The organism is Eximiradius sp. (assembly GCA_937127445.1).
GTDB lineage: Bacteria > Bacteroidota > Ignavibacteria > Kapaibacteriales > UBA2268 > JAKIZO01.
On record CAKZLY010000004.1, the window covers coordinates 12,330 to 36,389 of the forward strand.

At 36.3% G+C, this 24,060-nt stretch carries 11 protein-coding genes; 6 read left to right on the top strand and 5 right to left on the bottom strand.

Annotation, left to right across the window (positions count from 1 at the left end; genetic code table 11):
* Nucleotides 1-24: 24 nt before the first annotated feature.
* The 3 genes from AC6QZF_RS01000 (at nucleotide 25) to AC6QZF_RS01010 (ending at nucleotide 4,591) form a co-directional block, all read left to right on the top strand.
* Nucleotides 25-399 carry a hypothetical protein gene (locus AC6QZF_RS01000; RefSeq protein ID WP_499798022.1) on the top strand — a complete coding sequence of 125 codons (375 nt, stop codon included), beginning with the start codon at nucleotides 25-27 and terminating at the stop codon, nucleotides 397-399.
* A 66-nt stretch (nucleotides 400-465) separates the two neighbouring features.
* Complete coding sequence (locus AC6QZF_RS01005; RefSeq protein WP_499798023.1) at nucleotides 466-2,421, top strand: hypothetical protein; 1,956 nt, start codon at nucleotides 466-468, stop codon at nucleotides 2,419-2,421.
* A gap of 106 nt (nucleotides 2,422-2,527) precedes the next feature.
* Nucleotides 2,528-4,591 carry an OPT family oligopeptide transporter gene (locus AC6QZF_RS01010; RefSeq protein ID WP_499798024.1) on the top strand — a complete coding sequence of 688 codons (2,064 nt, stop codon included), beginning with the start codon at nucleotides 2,528-2,530 and terminating at the stop codon, nucleotides 4,589-4,591.
* Between the two features lie 306 nt (nucleotides 4,592-4,897).
* Here the strand turns inward: AC6QZF_RS01010 and AC6QZF_RS01015 are convergent, their stop codons facing one another.
* The 5 genes from AC6QZF_RS01015 to AC6QZF_RS01035 all read right to left on the bottom strand — a co-directional run bounded on the left by AC6QZF_RS01015 (nucleotide 4,898) and on the right by AC6QZF_RS01035 (nucleotide 9,814).
* On the bottom strand, nucleotides 4,898-5,575 hold the full coding sequence (locus AC6QZF_RS01015) for a FlgD immunoglobulin-like domain containing protein (protein ID WP_499798025.1): 678 nt from the start codon (nucleotides 5,573-5,575) through the stop codon (nucleotides 4,898-4,900).
* A 67-nt stretch (nucleotides 5,576-5,642) separates the two neighbouring features.
* Nucleotides 5,643-6,242 carry a pseudouridine synthase gene (locus AC6QZF_RS01020; RefSeq protein ID WP_499798026.1) on the bottom strand — a complete coding sequence of 200 codons (600 nt, stop codon included), beginning with the start codon at nucleotides 6,240-6,242 and terminating at the stop codon, nucleotides 5,643-5,645.
* Nucleotides 6,227-6,844 (bottom strand): uracil phosphoribosyltransferase, encoded by a 618-nt coding sequence (gene upp, locus AC6QZF_RS01025; RefSeq protein WP_499798027.1) that lies wholly within the window; start codon nucleotides 6,842-6,844, stop codon nucleotides 6,227-6,229. Before upp ends, AC6QZF_RS01020 begins: the two co-directional genes overlap by 16 nt.
* A gap of 2 nt (nucleotides 6,845-6,846) precedes the next feature.
* Nucleotides 6,847-7,347, bottom strand: a complete 501-nt coding sequence (locus AC6QZF_RS01030; protein ID WP_499798028.1) for a chemotaxis protein CheW — start codon at nucleotides 7,345-7,347, stop codon at nucleotides 6,847-6,849.
* A 13-nt stretch (nucleotides 7,348-7,360) separates the two neighbouring features.
* Complete coding sequence (locus AC6QZF_RS01035) at nucleotides 7,361-9,814, bottom strand: cache domain-containing protein (protein WP_499798029.1); 2,454 nt, start codon at nucleotides 9,812-9,814, stop codon at nucleotides 7,361-7,363.
* A 117-nt stretch (nucleotides 9,815-9,931) separates the two neighbouring features.
* Here AC6QZF_RS01035 and AC6QZF_RS01040 point away from each other — a divergent pair, with 117 nt between their 5' ends.
* The 3 genes from AC6QZF_RS01040 to AC6QZF_RS01050 form a co-directional block, all read left to right on the top strand.
* Nucleotides 9,932-10,375: a DUF1810 domain-containing protein gene (locus tag AC6QZF_RS01040; RefSeq protein ID WP_499798030.1), complete on the top strand. Its 444-nt coding sequence runs from the start codon at nucleotides 9,932-9,934 to the stop codon at nucleotides 10,373-10,375.
* A gap of 27 nt (nucleotides 10,376-10,402) precedes the next feature.
* On the top strand, nucleotides 10,403-13,657 hold the full coding sequence (locus tag AC6QZF_RS01045) for a S41 family peptidase (protein WP_499798031.1): 3,255 nt from the start codon (nucleotides 10,403-10,405) through the stop codon (nucleotides 13,655-13,657).
* A gap of 279 nt (nucleotides 13,658-13,936) precedes the next feature.
* A partial coding sequence (locus tag AC6QZF_RS01050; RefSeq protein ID WP_499798032.1) for a right-handed parallel beta-helix repeat-containing protein occupies nucleotides 13,937-24,060 on the top strand: 10,124 nt, incomplete at its 3' end.

Here is a 24,060-nt window from a genome sequence, read left to right on the forward strand (position 1 = left end):
TTGTTGTTATATATAGGTTTTAAAATGTTAAATTTAAATGATATAATTAAAGTATTTATTATTTCATTGCAAAATGAGGGCAAGCAATATTTCTTTGCATATCTACCAGAAATTTCAATAATTGCGCCTATATCATTGAGCAAAGAAGATGATGATTATGATGAAGAAGATGACTACGAAGAAGAAGAAGAAGAAGAAGATTATTATGAAGATAGTGAATACGAAGGGGATGAGTTCGATTTTGGTGACGATGAAGACGAAGAAGATTTTGATGATGAAGAGTTCGACTTCGACGAAGAAGAATTCGATTTCGACGAAGAAGATTTAGAATTCGACGAGGACGATATCGATTTCGACGAAGAAAATGATTTGTTCGAAGATGACGACGAATTAAGATAAGTTCCTCTAAAATATATTAGCAATTTGGTTGAAATGAAGAACTTCAGGGTTCTTCATTTCCATTTTATGAGAAACCAATTCTGCATATTATTTCTTTTGATACTTTTTTCAAATTATCTGTATTCACAAAATATAGATAATTTCGAATTAGAGAAATTTCTTGTTCAATTCTCCTCGGAAGATGAACTCACTGATGTTATCGAAACACTCGAATATTACTTTTCAAATCCAATCAAACTCTACAAAGCTCGTGCGGATGCTCTTACTGTTCTGCCAAACATTGATTATTATACTTCTTCAATAATTGTTGAACGTTTTAATAATAATCCCAAATTATCTTATAATACACTTTTCGACGGCTTAGAACTTTCCGACATTCAGCAAAAAATCTTGATGAAAACAACCAACCGGGACACAATTTTGCCTAATAGATTTTCTTCCGATTACAGAGTTCGCAGCCAAGAACGATTTGAAACTGTTCGCGGATTAGAGGAAAAGAAATACCTCGGAAATAAATACAATATTTATCAGAAATTTCAAGCAAATTACTCATATTTCCAACTTCAAGCAATTGGAAATAAAAATTTAGGAGAAATATACTTATTTGATTTTTATTCAATCGGAGCAAAATATCAAACTGATAAATTCAAATTGATTGTTGGTGATTTCACAGCTGCTTTCGGTTGCGGTAATACGCTTTGGCAATCATATCCTATTGGCAAAGGTGGCGATTTTATTCGCTCTGCTGTGCCTTATAAAAATTCAATTAATCTTAACACTTCAACTATGCGAACAAACTTTATGCGTGGCGTTGCTCTGGAATACAATTTCAATCGCCTATGGCATAATTTTTCCCTGACAGCCTTTATCTCAAACACCAAACGTCCTGCAAATGTTGATACAGCAAAGAAAGTTGCCACTTCTATTTATACCACTAACTACTTCCGCACAAAAACTGAAATAAACAAAAAAGATGCTCTTGGAGAAAATTCTTTAGCAGTGAATTTCGCTTATAATTACAAAAAAATTACTCTCGGTGCTACTTATTTCTCTATCAACTACGATTATCCGCTTAAAAGCTCTTCCAGCAATGCCTTCGAAGGTTCATACTCAGATATTATTTCTCTATATGCTCTTTATACTATTCGGAATATAAGTTTGGGCGGAGATTATTCTCTCTATTCACGAGAATTCCCTGCTATAAAACTTTATAACATAATCAAACTAAATAATATCGACTTTGCTTTGCATTACAGAAATTACCATTCAAATTACAGAAGTTTTTGGGGATATAATTTTGGTGAAAGTTCTATTCCTGCAAACGAAGAAGGTCTCTATCTAGCCATTTCTGCTAAGCTAAGCAAAAACCTCAAAACAGAGGCTTATTTAGATTTATACCGTACTCACACCCGTACCTATTCTGTGCAAAAACCAATCAAAGGTGTTGATTATTCAGTAAAACACTTGTACGAAAACAAACTGCTCGGCTCATTTTTCCTGAAAATCAAATCAGAAGCCAAGACTGACGGATTTAAGCCAAATGGAGCAGCAAGTCAAGTGATTTACACTCTTCGTCGTAACGAAGTTCGTTTTGAATACGAACGTAGAATAATGAAAAATTTAACACTCACAACTCGATTTGATGCAACTGATGTTTCTTTTGAACAGAAAAAAAATAATGAAAAAGGTTATGCGGCTTATTTGCAAATAAGTTACGATGTGCTGAAAAATCTCTCACTTGTAGTAAGAACTTCTTTTTTCAACACTGATAGTTATTCTTCAGCTATTTGGCATTATGAATATAGAATGCCAACGTCCGTGTATACAAATCCCCTCTACGACGAAGGAAATCGCCTGTTGATTCGCCTATATTATTCGCCATTCAGGAATATAAAGTTGTATTTAGCTTATACAAGACTGGAAAAACCTAAACTTGATAAACTTGGAAGTTCTTACGACCAAATAAAAAGCAACAAAGACAACAGAATTTTTTTACAAATTAATATTAATTATTCTGAATAAATTTTTTATATATTATCAATAATTTATATTGAAATTTATTATTCCTTTTATATCTTTGTATTTTATGGGAAATTGTATTTACTTTATTAACAAATCGGAGACTTAAATGGCAGAAGAAAAGAAATTTGTACCCTTTGTCCCTTCCGATAGCAATATGGCAGAGATGACAGTTCGTGCGCTTATTCTTGGTTTAATAATGGCTGTAATTCTTGGAGCTGCGAACGCTTATCTCGGTCTGAAAGCAGGTATGACAATTGCTGCAACTTATCCGGCTGCTGTCATCGGAATGGCATTGCTCAAAGCAATGCGTGGCTCGATTTTAGAAGAAAACTTTGCCAGAACTGTCGGCTCGATTGGTGAGTCAGTCGCTGCCGGTGCTATTTTCACTCTCCCTGCATTCTTTATCGCAGGCATCTGGAAGCCGTTCTTCACTACTTCGAATTATATTACGGCTTCGCTTATTTTAGTTTTCGGCGGTATTTTAGGTATTATGTTTGTTGCTTTGCTTCGCCGTGTTATGGTCGAAGACAAAGAATTGCCTTATCCCGAATCAGTTGCTGCTGCTGAAATCCACAAATCAGGTCAAAATGCTGGCGGAAATAGTAAGTTTCTCTTCGGTGCTATGGGACTTGGTGGATTAATTAAACTTTTAGGTGAATTCAAAGTGTTCCCAACTATCTGGGAAAAATTTGTTGCATTTGGTAAACAAACCGTAACCGGTACAAACTTTACTGGTCAGGGTGGTCTTTTGCTTAGTAGTCCCGCTGTCTCTCCTGCTTATATGGGTGTGGGGTATATCATTGGTCCGAAGCTTGCTGCTTTAAACTTTAGTGGTGGGCTTATGGCTTGGGGATTGCTTACCCCAATTATTTACTACTTTATCGCTCCATATTTAGACTTACAGCAATGGGCAGTGCTTCTCACCCAAACTCGTGGATGGGATTTATCTGTTGCTACTGAAAGAGTAAATAATCCAATGTTCCAGATGACAGAAGTCTGGAAATACATTGTTCGTCCAATCGCTATCGGTGGTATGCTCGTTGGTGCTGGCTATACTTTATTCCGTATGAGAAAAAGCCTTTCAACTGGTATTGCTCGTTCCGTCTCTGATGTAAAAAAAGCAGCTACCGGCGGTTCCACTATTACCGATAGAATAGATAGAGATATTCCTTTCAATTGGATAATGGTTGGTATCGCTATCGTTGCTATTGCTACTTTTTCAATCACTTTCTTCATTTTCAATACTTCAGTCTTGGTAGCTATTGTTTCTGCTACTTTGCTTATTATTTTAGCTTTCTTCTTTGCAGCTGTTTCGGGTTACCTTGTTGGTATTATGGGGTCTAGCAATAACCCAATTTCCGGTCTGACGCTTACCGCACTTGTCCTTACTGCTGTTATTTTAGTTGCACTTGGAGTAACAGCAGAAACTGGTGGTGTCGCTGCTGTGCTTGGAGTTGCTGCAATAGTTTGCGTTTCGGCAGCAGTTGCTGGCGAAATGTTGCAAGACCTGAAGGCAGGACATATTCTCGGCGGTACTCCTTGGAAAATGCAGCTTGGCGATATTGTCGGTGTCCTCCTATCAGGTGTTGTTATGTTTATGGTGCTTTCTTTCCTCAATGATGGTGATATTGCAAAAGGTTTGAAAGAAGGATACGAAGGTGGTTTCGGTAGCAAATCGCTTGCTGCTCCACAAGCAAGCCTTATGGCAATACTATCGAAAGGTATTGTTGGCGGTCAGATGGCTTGGCCTCTGATTATCGTCGGTATGCTTATGGGGTTTGCCTTTATTTTTATGCAGGTTCGCAGCCCGATGCTTGTTGCTGTTGGTATGTATCTCCCGCTCGAAACAACCTTTGCAATTTTTATCGGCGGTTTGATTAAAGGTATCGTCGAAATGGTTAACGAAAAACGTGGATATAACAACTATCAAAAAGCTCGTGTTGAAAACGTCGGTGTGCTGCTCGCTTCCGGTTTGATTGCGGGCGAAGCCCTTATGGGACTTATTTTTGCAGGATTCGCTGTGTTTGATATGTTCGCTCCTGCTATTTTCCCAGGTTCTTCGTTCATTATTAGTTTGTTTGTTATTTTATTCGTTGCTTACGTGCTTGTTGGTATTCCTGTGCGTAAAGCTGGCGATCCTAACGAACCTGCTTCACCATCTGGAATGTAATTATTCCTATAAATATATCAAAGGGGCTGCCAGTAAAGCAGCCTCTTTTTTTATTCATTCTTATGTTTAAATAATAAAGGACAACTCTATATTATGTGGTTCCTATTTGCTTAGCTCATTAATTAGATAGTTATTGTTCCGTAGTGTGTATGCAGAATAGGATTATTCTATTAACATTTAAAAACAAATAAATGCAAAATTTACAGTTATATAAACTATGCATTTATAATTTTGATTTTTGTAAATTTAAAGGTAGAGACCGAAATATACAAGTGCTTCTAAGCAAGTGAAATACCTAATCGAACATTATTTCATAACAATTCTTTTTCTTACATACCTTTCCTGTCCTATGCGAACTTCTGCAATATAATCGCCTGACGGCATAAGCCGTCCGTTGTCGTCACGCCCGTTCCAGGTAATTGTGTAATTTCCCGGTGATTGCACTCCTTTGAACAAAGTAGCAACCGCTATTGCTTGGATTGAGTACACCACTATTTCTACATCAGCAGTAATCGCTAATGAGTACTTTATTGTTGGCGAAACGTCCTCGACTATTCCCAGAAACTTTCCAATTGTTTCAAAATCAATTTTTGCTCCGTATGGCGAGTATGTCCGAACAAATGGAACATACATTGAATTCATTATGTTTATCTCGCGCAAAGTCTTTTCGACTTCGCTCGGTAAAAAAGCTTCTTCTGGCATTTGCTCTAATGACCTGAGTGCAGAAACCCACGGATTTTTGCTCCCCTCACTCAATAAATAACGCCAGAGAGGCTCGGACAGTTCCAAATCAAGACGTGCTCTTATTGAAAAAGGAATTTGCATATCCAATGCCTTCTTAAATGCACTATCTTGTTCCGGCAGATAAACTTTTCGTGAGCTTCCCGGCAATGCTGCATCTGTTGTATCAGTATCAAAGGAAAATAACTTGCTATTTTCAATGCATATTAATAACAAAGTTAGAAATATTAATTTTTTCAGCATTAGTATTCAAAATATTTAGCAATACAAACTTTAAATTAATTCTTTTTTTTATATTATTAAAATTTTATTAAAGATTAAGCAATTTTATAATCTTTTCTTTGTTGAACTGCCTTATTTCGCCCGAGTCAAATCCCTCAATATTTAATTTCTCTATCGAAAAACGCACTAATCGCAATGTTGGATAACCAATTTTAGCTGTCATTTTTCTAACCTGTCGGTTTTTCCCTTCCGTAAGCGTTATCGAAAGCCACGTTGTTGGAACGTCTTTCCTGAATCTAATTGGCGGCACCCGTTCTGGCAAATTCGGTTCTCTATCCAATACTTCGACAATCGCAGGTAGTGTGCGATAGGGTATTCCATCAATATTAATTTCAACACCATTCGACAATTTTACTAAATCATTTTGCAATGGAATGCCCTCTACTTGAACGTAATATGTTCGCCGATGACGATACCTTGGATTTAGAAGCTTTCTATTTAGTGCTTTGTCGTTTGTGATAATTAGTAGTCCTTCGCTATCGTAATCGAGCCGACCAACAGGATAACAATCTTTCGGAAAATTAAAAAGCGACAGACACGCTCGTCCGTCGCTCGAAGTAAATTGTGAAAGAACACGATAAGGCTTATAAAACACAAAATATTTTTTCTCTGCTACATTCCGCACCATCTGTCGCCAGCATCTCCAAGGCCAGGTAAAATATACTTCTTATCGTTTAGCTCTCTATCAAGTGCGGCAGTAATTATCTTTACATCAGGGTAATTTGTTAGTATATTCTCAACTCCTTCCGGGGCAGCAATTATACTGCATACTGTAAAATTGTTCGCACCTTCCAACTGTAAACGGTTTATTGCTGATATTACCGAACTCCCTGTTGCAATCATCATCTCGAGTATGATAAACCTTGTTTGTTCAACAAAATTTGGTGCAGAAAAATAATACTCGTTTATTGAAAAATCCTTTTCATTTCTCGACAACCCAACAAAAGATATTTTTGCCGAAGGCATAATAAAATTAAATGCTTCGAGCAATGCAAGCCCTGCTCGAAGAACAGGAACAAGCACAATGTCGCTTATTATTTCTTTACCCTGGTATTTTTCGAGAGGGGTTTCGATACTTTTTTCGATTAATGGCAAATCAGAAAATGCTTCTAATGCCAAAAAATGCGCAATTACATTTGCTGAATGCCTGAAATCTGCATTACCTGTATTTTTATTTCTTAACACTGTTATATTATGCTCAACTATCGGGTGATTGATTAGTTTTATCATATCTATTCCACACTTTCCTTTTCTTCAACTTCATCACTCATTAATACTTTTTCTAAATCAAGTAATATCAATAATCGACCCTCCAATTTAGCAATTGAATTAATAAAATCTGAGCTTATTCCACTTACCATCGGCGGTGGTGGTTCAGTTATGTTTTTGCTAATTCTTAATACTTCACTAACGCTATCGACTATGAAGCCAACAACTTTTCTGTCTTCTTCGATTACAACAATTCGTGTGTCCTTCGTATATGGTGTTTCTAACAAATTAAGCCGCCGACGCATATCAATAATTGGTATTACCTTGCCACGTAAATTGATTACACCAATTACATAATTCGGTGTATTCGGCACTCGTGTGATATCCACCATTCTTATTATTTCCTGCACCTTGATAATATCAATGCCAAATTCTTCATTGGCGATTCGAAAACTTACAATCTGAATTAATTCTTCTGCTACTTCATTCGCTTGTAAATGAATATTTTGTACTTCGTCCATCATTGAGACACCTTTATTAATATGTAACATTTTTCGGTATAGTGAAACTGATTGTTGTTCCTTCGTTTAATTTACTTTCAATGAAAAACCGTCCACCCATTTTCTCAATATATTCTTTGCACAATAACAAACCTAATCCACTCCCTTTTTCGCCTTTTGTCCCAGCAGTTGTTGATGATATACCATCGCTCAAAATTTTTGCAATCATTTCTTCTTGCATTCCCACTCCTTGGTCCTGTATTGACAGAACGTAGCAAATATCATTCATTTCGCAATCTTTAAGAGTTACTTTTATCTCACTTCCTTCGTACGAAAACTTGATTGCATTCATCAGCAAATTGCGAATTATCGTTTGTATTACAAACTCATCGAAGTATCCTTTGGCATTTGGATTTACCTCATTGATAATCTTTATCTCTTTATTATCGGCATTTGGTTTTACAATATTAATACATTTGTCGACAAAAAAGAAAATATTATTTAGTTCTGGTGAATAATCGAACCCTTTTCTTTGTAAGTTTGCCCATTGCAATAAATTTTCGAGCAACTCAAAAGTCTGATTTGTTGCTGAACGTGCCAGCTGGACTTGCTTTTTCAACATTTCAATCGTAGCCGCATCGGTTATTTCTGTGCTTTGCAAGATCTGATGTATAGTATCTAATAACAACCTTATTCCTGCAATCGGATTCCTTAAATCGTGTGCAAGAATAGAAATAAATTTGTCTTTTGCAGTATTTGTTTTTATTAATTCTTCTTCTGAACGAATTAGCTTCTCGTTCAGTTCTGTAAGTTTTCTCGACTCCTCTACCATTTGTTCGTTAAGTGATTTTAATTCATAATTAGCATCTTCTAAATATTTAAGCGCTTTGTTCAATTCCTCGGTTCGTTTTTCTACTTTTTTCTCCAAGGTTTCATTTAATTCTATAAGTTCTTGCTGGTATTTCTTCTCATTTGTAATATCCACGATGAATAATACAAATTGTTGGTTAACGCCTTCACTGAACAATTTTGCTTGAACAAATGCAATTACTATACTGCCGTCGCTCGGTACAAATTCCCACTCAAAGCTCGAAACCAGTCTCTTCTCGAATGAGACTTGAATTTTGTTTTTAAAAGTTTCTACTAATTCACCATTATTTTTTTTACTGAAAAAATTAGATATATCCTGATTAATAAGCATTTCTCTTGTGGTTGCGAACAAATTTGAGCATGCAGGGTTACATTCAGCAATGATGCAGTTTTCTAATATCATCACTCCAACTGGACTCGTTTCGAATAAATCAGAATACTTTTTCTTTTGGTTTATTATTTCAATTTTCTGCTGCTCAATTTCTTTCAAATATTTGTTTATTTCATCAACAAGGAATTGGATTTCGTCGTCGGTTCTAATAATGATTTCTTTTGTAATGCCTTTGCTCAAATTTTCTTGAATTTGATTGACTGCATTTACAATTGGATAAGATAACCTTTTGCTAAAAATATTAGATAGAATGAAGCCAACAATAACAATAAATATTGCAGTAAAATATGATGAAATCTTCATTATTTCTATGCTTTCATAAGCGTCTTTCGAATAACCTGATGCTACCACAATCCAGTTGAAAACAGGAACTTTCTCGAAAAAAGCAATCTTTTGGTAAGGTTTTTCTTCATTTGGGTTTTGCCATTTGTATTCAACTAATCCACTTGGATTATTAATCATATGTTTGACAAATCCGCTTTCTCTACCTGTTTCAGAAAAAATATCATAATACTTGGGCATAAATGGGTGAATGAGAGCTTTCCCTGTTGAATCTAAGATATAAACATATCCTGTTTTAATTACTTTAAGCGATAATACCATCTCTCGGAGTTCATCTATATTCAATAAATCGTTAAATTCCTCCCTATAGCTTGAAACTGAAATAATCCAATCCAAAGGTTCAAAGTAAGTCATATACAAGGCTTTAGGTCTTTCTTTCTTTTCTCCGGGATTTTTCCAATCGTACTCAATGTAACCTTCTTTCTCAGCTATCTGTTTCCGAACAAAGTTATATTCGGATACATTTTTCCCGACCAATTCCTTATACGGATGAAGTTCCAATACGCCTTTTGAGTTCAGAACATAAGGATAGCCGGAAACTCCCACCTTTTGAGTTAATAAATAATTATATACTTTATCGTTAAATTCTGCATAAGAAATGCTACCACTTTTGTAGAGGTTGTAATAATGAGAAGTAATTTCCTTATTTTTATCAGCAATAGCTTTTAAATGATTTTTTATTACAACAGTAGCTGAATTATAAATCATTGCTGAAATAATTTTTGTAGTATTATGAAGCTCACTTTTCGTTTTTTCCTTTGCTGATGGAATAGCAATCAGATTTACAATAAGTATTATTATTGCAGATACAGGCAAAGTTGCAATTAAATAACTAATTAGTAGTCTTTTATATATAGGTTTTTTAATATGTTTTATTGTTTTTGACATTCGATTTAAAACATTGATATCAGTGTTAGAATATCTTAATTAAATTTGATGTATAAACAAAATATTTATTTTATTCCGATTATAAAAATTATCAAAAAAATATTAAATATTATAAATATGAAAAAATATGACCTTACAAAATTTATCCAAGCCCAAGCAACTTCTTACGAAATCGCTCTTTCTGAAATAAAATCAGGAAAGAAAAAATCTCACTGGATGTGGTACATTTTCCCTCAAATGCGTGGACTTGGCGAAAGCCAAATGTCCCATTTCTACGGGATAGAAAGCATTTACGAAGCAAAAGCCTATCTGGAAAATGAAGTTTTGAGCAAAAGATTAATCGAAATATCATGCGAACTTCTGAAACTTAGAACCAATGACCCTGTCGAAATTTTTAGTCCCATTGATGCAATAAAACTTCGCTCCTCGATGACGCTTTTCTCCTGTGTCGAAGGTGCTCCCGATGTTTTCAAACAAGTTCTCGAAAAATACTTTTCTGGTGAAGTCTGTTTGAAAACAATTGATTTAATTAATTTGAAAAAAAATGATATTCTTACATAATTGTTCAATATATTTTGGTAGTTCATTATGAAAAAACTACTGTTTTCGCTGATTCTAACCTCTTTATTTCAGTATTTTGCTTTTCCTCAAACTGAAAGCAAACTCCTTCGCTACCCGAATACCTCCAAAAACGAGGTTGTTTTCTCCTATGCAGGCAATATATGGATTGCTCCGATAACAGGTGGAGTTGCACGTAAACTTACAAGCTCCTCGGGTCTCGAACTTTATCCAAGATTTTCTCCCGACGGCAGGCAAATAGCTTTTGTCGGTGAATATGATGGCAACCCTGATATCTATATTATGCCCTCGACCGGTGGAGAACCACGCCGTATCACTTATTCACTTGATATGCCCGATGTTGCGGAACGTCAGGGACCAGCCAAAATCATAATGCAATGGACAAACGACAACAAATATATTCTTTACCGCAGCCGTGAGAAAAGCTGGAATGTCCTTTCCGGTCAACTTTTCATTGCACCAATTGATGGTGGTTTACCTACTGAACTACCACTTGCCCGAGCTGGCTTTGCAAGCCTTTCCCCAGATGGTGAGCGAATTGCTATGAACCGAATTTTCCGTGAATACCGCACCTGGAAACGCTATCGCGGTGGACAGGCTGATGATATTTGGATTTACAATTTTAAAACTAAATCTCTCGAAAATATATCAAACAATCCAGCTCAGGACATAATTCCTATGTGGGTTGGAAATAAAATCTATTACCTTTCGGACCGCGACAAAGTTATGAACTTGTTCTGCTATGATTTGAACACTAAACAAACAAAAAAAATTACCAATTTTACTGAATTCGATGTTAAATTCCCCTCTCTTGGGGCAGAACATATCGCTTTCGAAAATGGTGGTGAAATTTATATCTTGAAAACAGAAAACGATTACCTTCAAAAACTCGACATTTATGTATATGACGATAATAGCGATTTTCGACCAGGTTTTGTTGATGTCCGAAAATACATTACTAACGCTTCAATTTCTCCTGATGGAAAATCTGCTTTGTTCGTTGCTCGTGGCGATATCTTTGTTGTACCCGCAAAAAACGGATATCCTAAAAATCTCACTAACACCAATGGAATTCACGAACGAAATGCCAAATGGTCGCCAGATGGTCGATGGATAGCCTTCATTAGTGACGAAACCGGCGAAGACGAAATCTATATTATGCGACCCGATGGAACTGAAAAAACACGCCTTACAAACGATGGCACCTCTTACCGCTGGGAACTCGAATGGTCCCCCGACAGCAAAAAAATTCTCAATTCTGATAAATTAATGCGATTATTTTACGTAGATGTAGAAACAAAAAAAGTTACTCACATTACTAAATCGAAAATATGGGAAATCCGCGATTTCGGTTGGTCGCCCGATAGCCGATGGGTTGTTTATACTGATTTAGTCAATAATTACACGCCAGTTCTTAATTTGTATTCATTGAATGACAGTAAATCTTATCAAATCACAAATGAGTTCTTTGAGTCAAATGGTGCTGTCTTCTCGCCCGACGGCAAATATTTATTCTTCGTCTCTAAAAGGACATTCAATCCTACAACTGGTTCTTTTGAATATAACTTTGTCTACAATAATCTCGAAAAAATTTATGGCATCGCTTTAAGTTCAAATATTCCAAATCCTTTAATCAAATTCGAAGATTACGTCAAAACTAATGAAGATACTACCGCCAAACCTAAGAAATCAACAAAAAAATCATCTAAAATCGCAAACGAAAACGAAGACTTAATCTCTATCGATTTGAACGGTATTTCTAACAGGATTTTCGAATTTCCTATGCCTGCTGCTTCATATTCTTCTATTTATGCTGATAAAAATTGCATATATTACATAAGATACCACAATAACAATTCAACCCTATTTAAATTCGATTTAGAAAAATGCGAAGAATCAAAAGTTGGTGATTTCTCTCAATTCGATATATCAAGAGATTTTAAATCAATTTTGATAAAAAGCAAAGATGATTATTATATTGAAAAATTGAAAGAAAATCTTACTCCGAAAGATGGGAAACTTGATTTGTCCGATTTAAAAATATTCATTGACAAACGAAAAGAATGGAAGCAAATTTATGACGAAACCTGGCGACAGATGCGAGACTTCTTCTATACTCCCAATATGCACGGAGTTGATTGGGCTGCCATTAAGAAGAAATACGAAGTTCTTCTTCCTTATATTTCTCATAGAGCCGATTTAACATATGTCCTTGGAGAAATGATTGGTGAACTAAATGCCGGACACGCATATGTTGGCGGTGGCGATATACCAAAAGTTGAACCTATTGGAATTGGATATCTAGGTGCTGACTTGGAATTTGACGAAAAGACTGGTTTCTACAAAATCAAAAAAATATTAGAAGGTCAAAACTGGGACGAAAATCGCCGTTCTCCTCTTACCGAGCCTGGAATTAAAATAAAAAAAGGAGATTATATTCTTGAAATTGATGGTATTCGACTATCAAAAGAAATTACTCCATATCATGCATTGGTCGGGAAAGACAACAAATTTGTTACCATACGTTATAATTTCCGTCCTACAATTGAAAATTCACAAACAACTGTTGTAAAAACACTTCCTCGCGAAACATCGCTGCGTTACTATAATTGGGTCGAACGCAACCGCCGATTTGTTGATAGTGCCACCGGCGGGCGTGTCGGTTACGTGCATATCCCCGATATGATGCCCGATAACGGACTGAACGAGTTCGTTAAATACTTCTACCCGCAAGTTCGCAAAGAAGCGCTAATCATAGACGACCGTTTCAATGGCGGCGGTAATGTATCCTCGCTGATTATTGAACGCCTTCGCCGAATCCTTGCTGTAGCACGCAATGCACGAAATCAAGAAATGGTTTTCACTACTCCAAGTGCTGTCATGACTGGTCCTATGGTTATGCTAATCAACGAACAATCTATGAGCGATGGCGATTTGTTCCCATACCAGTTTAAACTTATGGGATTAGGCAAACTCATAGGCAAACGCACCTGGGGCGGTGTCATTGGTATTCGCGGAAGCCTCCCATTCCTCGATGGTGGTTATCTTAATAAACCTGAGTTCGCTAACTTTGGACGCGATGGATCGTGGATTTTGGAAGGTGTTGGGATGGAACCTGATATCGAAATTGAAAACAATCCAGGATTAGAGTTTGAGGGCATAGATACTCAACTAATTAAAGCAATTGAAATTATTTTAGAAGAAATCAAAACAGACACTAAACCAAAAATTCCTAAAGTCCCAGATTATCCGATTAAAAACTAATATTTTAAGGGCGACTATATTTTATCTTTTTATTAATCATAATATTGCACGAAAGTCTCTCAAATAAAGAAATAAACACGCTCGCTTCTGTGGGCGTGTTTTTATTTTTTCTTTTTTAAATGTTAGAATTATAAATAAAATTGAAAAAAATATTTTAAAATTTCAAAATATTTTTTAAATTAATTAATGAAATGAACTTAATTGATAAAAATAGTATTAAAAAGTTCGTTTCTTAATTACGACAATGGTTAAGTTTTTATAAATTTTAGAGGGGATGACATGATTAAATCCTTCACGCGATTTATTTTAATCGCTCTTTTGTTCGTTGTTGGGTATTCTCTAAATGCTCAAGTCATTGTTCAAACATCTCAAGACACTGCTACTTACACATCATTGAAATTAGCCTTCGATGCAATTAATGTCGGTGCTTTTACTGGCAATATTGAAGTGCTAATTGATGATAATCTTGTAGAGACCGATCCACCCGTGCTAAAAGCTTCTGGTGTCGGTAGTGCAAATTACACATCAGTTGTAATTTTCCCTACAAGTGAATACACTATCTCAGGCAGTATCGGCAGCTACAAAGCAATTATTATTCTCGAAGATGCCGATAACGTTACTATCGATGGGCGTGTAAACCGCACTGGTAATTTAAATGGGCTGACAATACAAAACACAGCCACATCCAATGCTGCTGGAATATGGGTAGCTCGCTCAAGTTCTGGCAACGGCGCTAATAATGTTACCATCAGAAATGTAAATGTAATTGGTGCCTCTGCTTCGACAAGCTCCATTTTCGGCATAGTTTCCGGATTGTATTCCACATCTTCTTTCACTTCTGCTGGAACTAATAATACTACGAAAATACTTAATTGCAACGTCTATAGAGCATACTATGGTATACGTATTTATGCCAGCTCTTCTCCAAGAGCAACAGGAATTGAAATACGAAACAATAATATTGGGAATAATGCCACTGCTGGCGACGGCTGTTATTATGGCTACTATACCTATTACACCGAGGGATTGATAATGGATAACAACAAATTATCAATCAATTCATCAAGTGCTTGTTATTCATATTATATATACTATGCTAATAATTCTGTTATTACAAATAACACTGTTGAAAATACTACAACTGGTTCTACCTTATATGGCTACTATACACCATATTTGACTAACAGTCTGTTGGAGAACAACTCCATTAAGAATTCCGTTTCAACTGCATTTTACGGTGTTTATCTAACTTCTACCTCAACTGGAAATACATTTAATAATTGCGAAATTTCAAATATTTCCGGCTCTTCCACAATGTATTGTTGGTATGTTCTTGGCACAAGTGCAAACAATACATTTAATAACTGTACAATAAAGAATATTTCGAACAGTTCAACATCAGCTTTAGCAGCAATTTATAACTCCTCTGGCTCAAACAATGACTATAATGGATTGAAAATAAGTAATATACAAGGAAATGCCAATGTCTACGGTATTTATCTCGCAAGTGCTGCCAACACAACTGTTCGTAATTGCGAGATAACAAACATTTCCACTGGTTCAGCAAGCACAACAACCTCTGCATATGGTATATATGTCTCTTCTTCTTGTGATCAATCACGCTTTATTAATAATTCGATTTCTAGGATATTCGATGCTGTTAACAAAACTTCGTTCCAGTATATCCCATCTGGTATTATGCTCTTTGGTAGTATTAATCATCAAATTTATAACAACTCAATAAATATTTATGGGAATAAAACAGTTTCTGGTTCTACTCAAGGTTTCTCTGCTGGTATTGCTTTGAACACATCTGTTACTGGCTGCGACATACGAAACAACTCTATTGTTAACACTCAAATAAATTCCGTTGCTTCTTCTAAATCTTTTGCAATTTACTTTGGAGCAGATGCGCCATTCAATTCTGGAACAGTAAATTACAACAATTATTTTGTATCTGGAAGTAATGCCGTTCTTGCTGGTATTGGATCTACAGATTTCACTAATTTGACAGCATTTAAAAATAGAGATACACTAAAAAACACCAATTCCATTAGCGTAAATCCTCTTTACAACTCAAATACTAACTTGCGACCTTACTATGGCTCTCCACTTATTGCAGCTGGAACTCCTTTAAGCCTTGTAACTACCGACTTAGATGGCAATACTCGCTCAACAACTTCGCCTTCAATTGGTGCTTTCGAAATTGAAGGTGATTTTATCGCTCCTGAAATTGTATTCCAGCCAATTCTAAATACTACAAGCACGTCTAATGTTACACTTCTTGTCGGTATCTCTGACAATACTGCCGTGGACACAGTTAATAAGCCACGTCTATACTACCGAAAAAAGACAAACCTTAATACTTTCATCGATAATACTAACCAAACAAACGGATGGAAATACGTTGAGCCAATTTCTATTTCTGGTAATTCTTTTACTTTTGAAATAGATTATTCAAAAATATATGGTGGCGTTTATCAGGGAACTGCTATTGAGTATTTTGTTATTGCACAAGACATCAATAATCCCGCAAATGTAGCCGTCAGCGATGGTAAATTTACAGTTTCTCCTTCATCTGTCAATTTGACGATCTCTAATTTCCCTGTTGCTGTTACTTCAAACTATGTTATTGCTGCTCCATTATCTGGTGTAATTCAAGTTGGACAGGGTCAAACTTATACATCACTTACTAAACCGGGTGGCGTTTTCGAACTGCTACAACTTAGCGTTCTAACTGGGGATTTAGACATTCAGATTACTTCCGATTTGGAAGAAACAGGTCAAATCCCTCTCGAAGCCATTACTTCACAAGGCGGAAGCTATTTTATTAAGATTTATCCTACCGGTAATTATACAATTAGTGGGACAGGTGATGCAATAATTCGACTGGAAGATGCTGATAGAGTTATTATCGATGGCCGTGTTAATGCAACAGGTAATACACCTGCATTAACCATTGTTAATAACGGACCTGGTGCAGTCATCTGGCTTTACCGAGGTGATAAATTTAGTGCAAATGGTGCGAGAAACAACACTATTCGCTATTGTAATATTGTCAGTAGCAATCCTTCTTCAGCAGGTTATTATGGTATTGTGCTTAGCGGTAAAGCGTCTCTTACAAGTGGTGCTGCTGGTAACATAGATAATGTAATTGAATATAACAATATTTATCGTGCCTATTTTGGTATTCGTGCTTACGGTGCTTCGGATGGTTATCTAACTGGTTTAAAGATTCGCAATAATAACTTTGGGAATAATCTAACAGAAGGGGATGGTCTTTATTACGCTATTTACACATATTTTTGCGACTTCCCCGAAATTACAGACAATAATATCCTATCAAATTCATCTTCTGTTCACTATGGTATGTATGTCTATTATTGCAACAATGCTCTTATTCAAGGGAATTCAATTCAATCGACATCCACTTCTACTTTCTATGCTATTTACGTCGGATACAACAATAATTCATTAGTTACTGAAAACGAAATTTCCAATACTTCGTCAACAACAATATACGGTAACTATTTATACTACTGCAATAATTCAACGTCAAGCAACAATTTGATTCAGAATAATATTTCTTCTTCCGCTCAATATCTTATTTATTCATATTATGGTTCTGCAAATACTATAACAAACAACAAAATATTAAATAATCAGGGCGGTTCTTCTGTTGCTTATGGTGTTTATGTTTACTATCACTCTAATGGGATAGTAACAAATAACATAATTAAAAATTTGAGCTCCACTACCACTGCAAATGGGATTTATGTTTACAATAGTTCCTCGAATATTACTAATGCCCTTATAGCAAATAATACAATTCAAAATTTATCTAATTCAAGTGCAACAACAGGTATTGCTGGTATTGATCTCTATTATGCTCATCAAACAAAACTGTATAATAATGCAATCAGTGGTGTTTCTAAAACATCTGCAACGACTGATCCACTTTACATTCCTGCTGGTATTAGAATTCGCTATGGAACTGATATTCAAGTTTATCATAATACTGTTCATATCACAGGTGATTTTTCTAATGTTGGTGGTGATTTAAATTCAGCTGCCTTAGTAATTAACTACAGTACTGCAACTGCGTGGAATGTTAGAAATAATACATTTTCAAATAATGCCGTAGCAACACCTAACTCTGAATCCTACGCAATTGTTATTCCTGACGCGGCAAGTTTGACAAATTCTATTATTGACTACAATAATTATTATGTATCTGGCAGTAATGGTGTATTGGGTAATTTTGCTGGTGTTGATAGACCAACTTTAGTACTTTGGAAAGCTGCTACTAATCAAGATCAAAATTCAATGAATTTTGCACCAGTATTTAATAGTGATATCGATGTGATTCCTTTTACAAACGCATTTATGGGTCTTGGTACTCCAATCGCTGCTGTTACAACAGACTTATTCGGTAATACACGTTCAACAACTGCACCAGCAATAGGCGCCTTCGAAACTTTTGGTGATTATGTTCCTCCGACAATCAATTTATCTTTGCTTGGTCACACAGTATCTACTGGTAATAGATCTACAACTGCTGTTATTAATGACTTAAGTGGTGTGAGCACGGGTGCTTACGCTCCACGAATTTATTTCAAGAAAAAGACAAATGCGAATACTTATGTTGATAATACACCTGCTACAAATGGTTGGAAATATACAGTTGCAACAGGTACTGCGCCTAATTTCTCCTTTACAATCAACACTGCACTAATTCACGGTGGAGTTTCTGTTGGTGATGAAATCGAATATTTCGTAGTTGCTCAGGACAACTCTGCTGTTCATAAGGTTGCATTATCTCATGGTGAATTTACTACTGAACCATCAAGTGTTCAACTTGTTGCTGCAAACTTCCCAATCAAGAGATTGTACGTTTCTTATAAAGTTAAACCCCAAGTTGCTGGTATTATTGAAGTTGGCGCCGGAAAACAATTTGAAAACCTAACAGGTATGAACGGAGTATTCGCATATATCAACAATAGAGTTCTTTCTGGCAATTTACATATTAAACTCACATCTGATTTAGTTGAACCAGGCACAATTCGTTTGCAGGAAATACCATCTGATGCAACAACTCCTTACACTATTTATATTTATCCAACTACTGAAATTGAAATTTCCGGCCCTGCTCAGAACGCTCTAATTACATTCGAAGATGTTGATAACCTTGTATTTGACGGAAGAATTAACATGACTGGTACCGAAAATGCTGTTACTCTTGAGAATACCCAGTCCTCGCAAGCTGTCCTTTGGATTAAGAAAGGTACTCTAAGTACAAGTAATGGGGCTAATAATGTTACAGTTAGGAATTTAAATATTATTGGTCCATCGAGCACCTCTACTTGCTATGGTATCATTGTAGGTGGGGGAACAAGTATTTCAGCTGCTGGTGGTAATAGAAACGTTCAATTACTATACAACAATGTTTATAGATCTTACTATGGCATACGTGTTTATGCTTCCTCTGCTGATAAATCTTTTGGAACTAAAATTAAATTTAATAGCTTTGGTAATAATGCAGCTCCAAATGATGGGCATTACTATGCTCTTTATGTTTATTATGCTGATAGCACCGAAATAACACATAATACATTCAAAGTTAGTACAACCAGCACTATCTATAACTTGTATTGTTATTATTCTAACAACACCTTTGTTTATTCGAATACATTCGCTAACAGTACTGCTTCCTCAACTTATTATGGTATTTACTTGTCCTACTCTCACAATAGTACAGCTCTCAATAATATTATAGAAAGCAACAATCTAACCTCTACGCTTTACGGTATATATCCATATTACTCAAACAACGTTAATGTAAGTAACAACATAATTCGTAATAATCAGATAAGTTCAGCTTATTATATCTACCCTTATTACGGATCCGACAATTCAGTAATTGGGAACACTATTGAGAATAATACAAGCTCTTATCACTATGGAATTTACAATTATTATTCAACTAACCCTACAATTGAAAGTAACGTAACAAGAAATAACACAGCTATTAACTCTTTCTATGGTTTATACCTTTCATCCCCTGGTGCTGGCAACTTTAACTATAACGAAATAGTCGATAATACAGCTAATTCATCTACTTATGGTATTTATCTGTCTTCTGGCGGTAACAGCAACATTATTGGTAATACGATAAAGAATTTGCAAGGTGGTTCAAGTACGTATGGTATTTACCTTACTTCATCCGCCAATGTCAAAATTCTTGCTAACAAAATTGGGTACATCCGCCAAATTTCGGGTACATCTACATCTTATTGCGATGGTATCTACGTTGGCTCTTCTTGCAACAATACTGAAATAGTGAACAACGAAATTGCAGGTATCTATGACTACATAAATAAAACTTCAAATGTTTATATTCCTTCGGGAATCAGAATACACGCAAGCGTTGGCCATAAGATTTACTACAATTCCGTTAATATGTACGGCAACACTTATTCGACTAGCACTGCTGCCGGTGCTTCAACCGCACTTATGATTTATACCAGCTCAACAAACAATATTGACGTTCGCAATAATGTTTTCGTAAATACAATGACCGGACCTTCCAATTATAAAGGGTATGCAATATATATAACAAGTGGTGCAAGTTTGACAAACTCAACCTTTAACTACAATAATTATTTTGTTGATGGTCCTAATGGCAAATTAGCATTCATTACTCAAGACATTGATACTTTCCCTGTTTTACAGGCTCTTACCGGTCAGGACATCAATTCCTTAAATGTTAACCCACTATTTAACAATAATGAGGTCCTTGTCCCTGTTGATGGTAGCCCACTTGAGGGAGCAGGGACTCCAATTTTGGCTTATAGTACAGACATACTGGGTAATATGCGTTCTACTTCTGTCCCATTTATTGGTGCTTACGAAGTATCCGGTGATCTTGTTCCACCATCAATTACATTTGTTCCTTTGCTTAATACTTCTGAAACAACAAATAGAACTATTCAAGCAACGGTATTAGATTATAGTGGTGTAAACAATACTTTAAATCCGCCAAGAATATATTTCCGTAAGAAATCTAATGCAAATGTATTTATCGACAATACCCCTGCAACTGATGGATGGAAATATACAACTGGTGCTGGTTCCGGCTACTCCTTCAATTTCACTATCGATTACAACTTGTTATACGGTGGTGTTGCTCCCGGTGATGAAATAGAATACTTCATTATTGCACAAGATAATTCTCCAAACCAACTAACAGGTGCGTCAAGTGGCATTTTTAACATCGCTCCTGTTTCAACACTTTTAAATGTTAATAACTTCCCTGTAGAAAATGTTAAACACAGTTATTTTATCTCCATTCCTTTTGCTGGCATTATTGAAGTTGGACAAGGAAAACCATTCACAAGTTTAACAAACTCTGATGGTCTTTTTGCTGCACTTAATAACAGTGTTCTAGTAGGTAATTTGCAAGTTCGCATTACTTCAAACCTTACTGAAACTGGTACTGTCCCTCTAAAGAAAATTGTTTGCGAAAACAATAATCCATACACTATTAGCATTTATCCAGCTGGTAATTATACAATTAGCGGTGCAGCTCCTACTTCTATGATTACTCTCGATGGTGCTGAACGTGTTACGATAGATGGTCGTATTAATCGAACCGGAACTACAAACGCTTTAACTATTCAGAATACACAATCTTCTGCTGCTGTCATCAGAATGATAAATAGTGTTAAAAATATCACTATCAGAAACTGTAACGTTATAAGTGCAGCAGCTACAAGCACTTGCTACGGTATAGTTGCAAGCGCTCCTTCAAGCTTGACTACTGGTTCTGGTGGAAATGATAGTATTGCAATCCTATATAATAATATTTATCGTGCATATTACGGTATCCGTCTTGCTGGTGTCTCTGGTGAACCAATTATTGCTCCTCGTGTTATTGGAAATAAATTCGGTAATAATGGCACTAGCGGCGATGGCCATTATTACGCACTTTATGTTTCCTATTCAAGCTATGCTACTATTGATAGTAACAATATTCACGTCAACTCCTCTTCCGCCTGCTACACTTTGTATAATTACTATAATGTAAATAGTTCTGTGAAATACAATACTATTCGATATCAAGGTACAAGCTCCTTCTATGCGATTTATAACTATTATTCTGATTTCTCTGATGTTAGCTACAACCGTATTGAAAATAGCAATTCTTCACTGATTTATGCTCTTTACTCATACTATCCGAAAAGTGCCACCTATACAGGCAACATTATCCGCAACAATTCTTCGACCTCTACTACTTACTATATTTATTCATATTATACTCAAAGCAGCACTTTCTCGAATAATATTGTAGAAAACAATCTTTCAACTTCTACACAGTACCTTGCATATCTGTATTATGGTAATACAACAACTCTATCGAATAACATTTTCCGAAATAACAACAATACTGGAACTAGCACAGTTTATGGCATCTACGTATATTATCATCCTAATGCAGTTATTACAGGCAATACAATTAGTGGCATTACGGCAAATTCAACTTTGAGTGGTATTTATGTATATTCTGCATCAACATCAACTACCTCAAATAATACTCAAATCAGAAACAACTTGATTGAAAATATCAATAGAACTGCAACGTCAACTACCTCTTACGTTGCTGGTATTGCAATTGGCGGTAATGCAAACAACACTCAGATAACAAATAACATTATAAGAAATATCAATGATTTAACCCCACAGACTACTGCAACTTATATTCCTTCTGGTATCAGAATTAACGGTAGTACTGGTCACACAATCGCATACAACACTGTTGATCTATCCGGCGAATATACTGCTAATGGAGCAACAATGTCTTCTGCATTTGTTATTGCAGTTACAGATCTAACAGGTTGCACAATCAAAAACAATACATTTAACAACTCAATGTACGGTGTCTCTGGCAGCAGATCTTACGCTGTATTCCACGATGGCACTGGTTTCACAGGGGGTGAACTTAATTACAATAATTATTTTGTCAGTGGTTCACAAGGCATCGTTGCTTACTTTAGCGGTGATTTGCCAAATCTTGCCACTTGGCGTACTCTAACAAATGCAGATGCTAATTCAATAAGTGCAAATCCACAATTTGCGAACCCAGCTTACCGTGACTATCGACCATTGGTAGGCTCACCGCTTGCAGGGGCTGGCTCACCTGTATCAGGAGTAACGACGGACATTCTTGGAGTAACTCGCTCAACAACAGCCCCGACAATAGGAGCATACGAAAATGCTATACTAATAGGCGTACCAATGCTGCTGTCGCCATCAAACGGACAAGAGAACATATCAATATCAGCAATATTAGAATGGGGTTCCGTATATACAGCGACGGGCTACAATTTACAGGTTTCTACCTCGCCAACATTTGCAACGTTTGTGTATAACGATACAGTAACAGCATTGCAAAAGCAATTGACAGGGTTGTCGTACAACACAGTATATTACTGGCGAGTGCGTGCAGTGCGCCCAGGTGTAATAGGTGGATGGTCAGAAGTATACAATTTCCGTACACAATTGCCACCATTGGGAGTGCCGAGCTTATCACAACCGTTCGACAATGCAACAAATGTATCGATAAATCCGACATTTAGCTGGTCAAGCGTAGCAACTACGACAGGTTACCAATTGCAAGTAGCGAGCGATGCAACATTCACGAATGTAGTTAAAGATGAAACATCAACTACCACAAGCAAAGCAGTAACCGGCTTAAGCTACAATACACAATATTGGTGGCGAGTAAGAGCATTACGTGGAAGCGAACAAGGTTCTTGGAGCAGCATACGCACATTTACCACGATTGTGCAGCTACTGCCGCCAACATTGCAAACACCAGCGAATTTAGCAACGAACGTAACAATAAATCCGGCATTGAACTGGGATGCATACCCAACAGCGACAGGCTACAAGATACAAGTATCTACAAGCAGCACATTTGCAACTACGATAGTCAATGAAACAGTAACAGGTACAAGTCGTTCGTTGAGCAACTTGCAGTATCTAACGACATACTACTGGCGAGTAAAATCAGTTCGTGGTAGCGAAGAGAGCGATTGGTCAACAGTGTGGTCGTTTACGACGCAGAATGTACCACTGGTGGCACCTGTGCTAACTTCACCGACGAACAATGCAGTAGATGTATCAATATCCCCGACATTACAATGGAATGCAGCAGCGACAGCGACAGGCTACAAGATACAAGTATCTACAAGCAGCACATTTGCAACTACGATAGTCAATGAAACAGTAACAGGTACAAGTCGTTCGTTGAGCAACTTGCAGTATCTAACGACATACTACTGGCGAGTAAAATCAGTTCGTGGTAGCGAAGAGAGCGATTGGTCAACAGTGTGGTCGTTTAC

What these genes read in the sequence shown, in the direction of transcription:
- AC6QZF_RS01000 (WP_499798022.1), top strand. Translation starts at nt 25, where the DNA reads ATGTTAAATTTAAATGATATAATTAAAGTATTTATTATTTCATTGCAA.
- AC6QZF_RS01005 (WP_499798023.1), top strand. Translation starts at nt 466, where the DNA reads ATGAGAAACCAATTCTGCATATTATTTCTTTTGATACTTTTTTCAAAT.
- AC6QZF_RS01010 (WP_499798024.1), top strand. Translation starts at nt 2,528, where the DNA reads ATGGCAGAAGAAAAGAAATTTGTACCCTTTGTCCCTTCCGATAGCAAT.
- AC6QZF_RS01015 (WP_499798025.1), bottom strand. Translation starts at nt 5,575, where the DNA reads ATGCTGAAAAAATTAATATTTCTAACTTTGTTATTAATATGCATTGAA.
- AC6QZF_RS01020 (WP_499798026.1), bottom strand. Translation starts at nt 6,242, where the DNA reads ATGGTGCGGAATGTAGCAGAGAAAAAATATTTTGTGTTTTATAAGCCT.
- upp (WP_499798027.1), bottom strand. Translation starts at nt 6,844, where the DNA reads ATGATAAAACTAATCAATCACCCGATAGTTGAGCATAATATAACAGTG.
- AC6QZF_RS01030 (WP_499798028.1), bottom strand. Translation starts at nt 7,347, where the DNA reads ATGATGGACGAAGTACAAAATATTCATTTACAAGCGAATGAAGTAGCA.
- AC6QZF_RS01035 (WP_499798029.1), bottom strand. Translation starts at nt 9,814, where the DNA reads ATGTCAAAAACAATAAAACATATTAAAAAACCTATATATAAAAGACTA.
- AC6QZF_RS01040 (WP_499798030.1), top strand. Translation starts at nt 9,932, where the DNA reads ATGAAAAAATATGACCTTACAAAATTTATCCAAGCCCAAGCAACTTCT.
- AC6QZF_RS01045 (WP_499798031.1), top strand. Translation starts at nt 10,403, where the DNA reads ATGAAAAAACTACTGTTTTCGCTGATTCTAACCTCTTTATTTCAGTAT.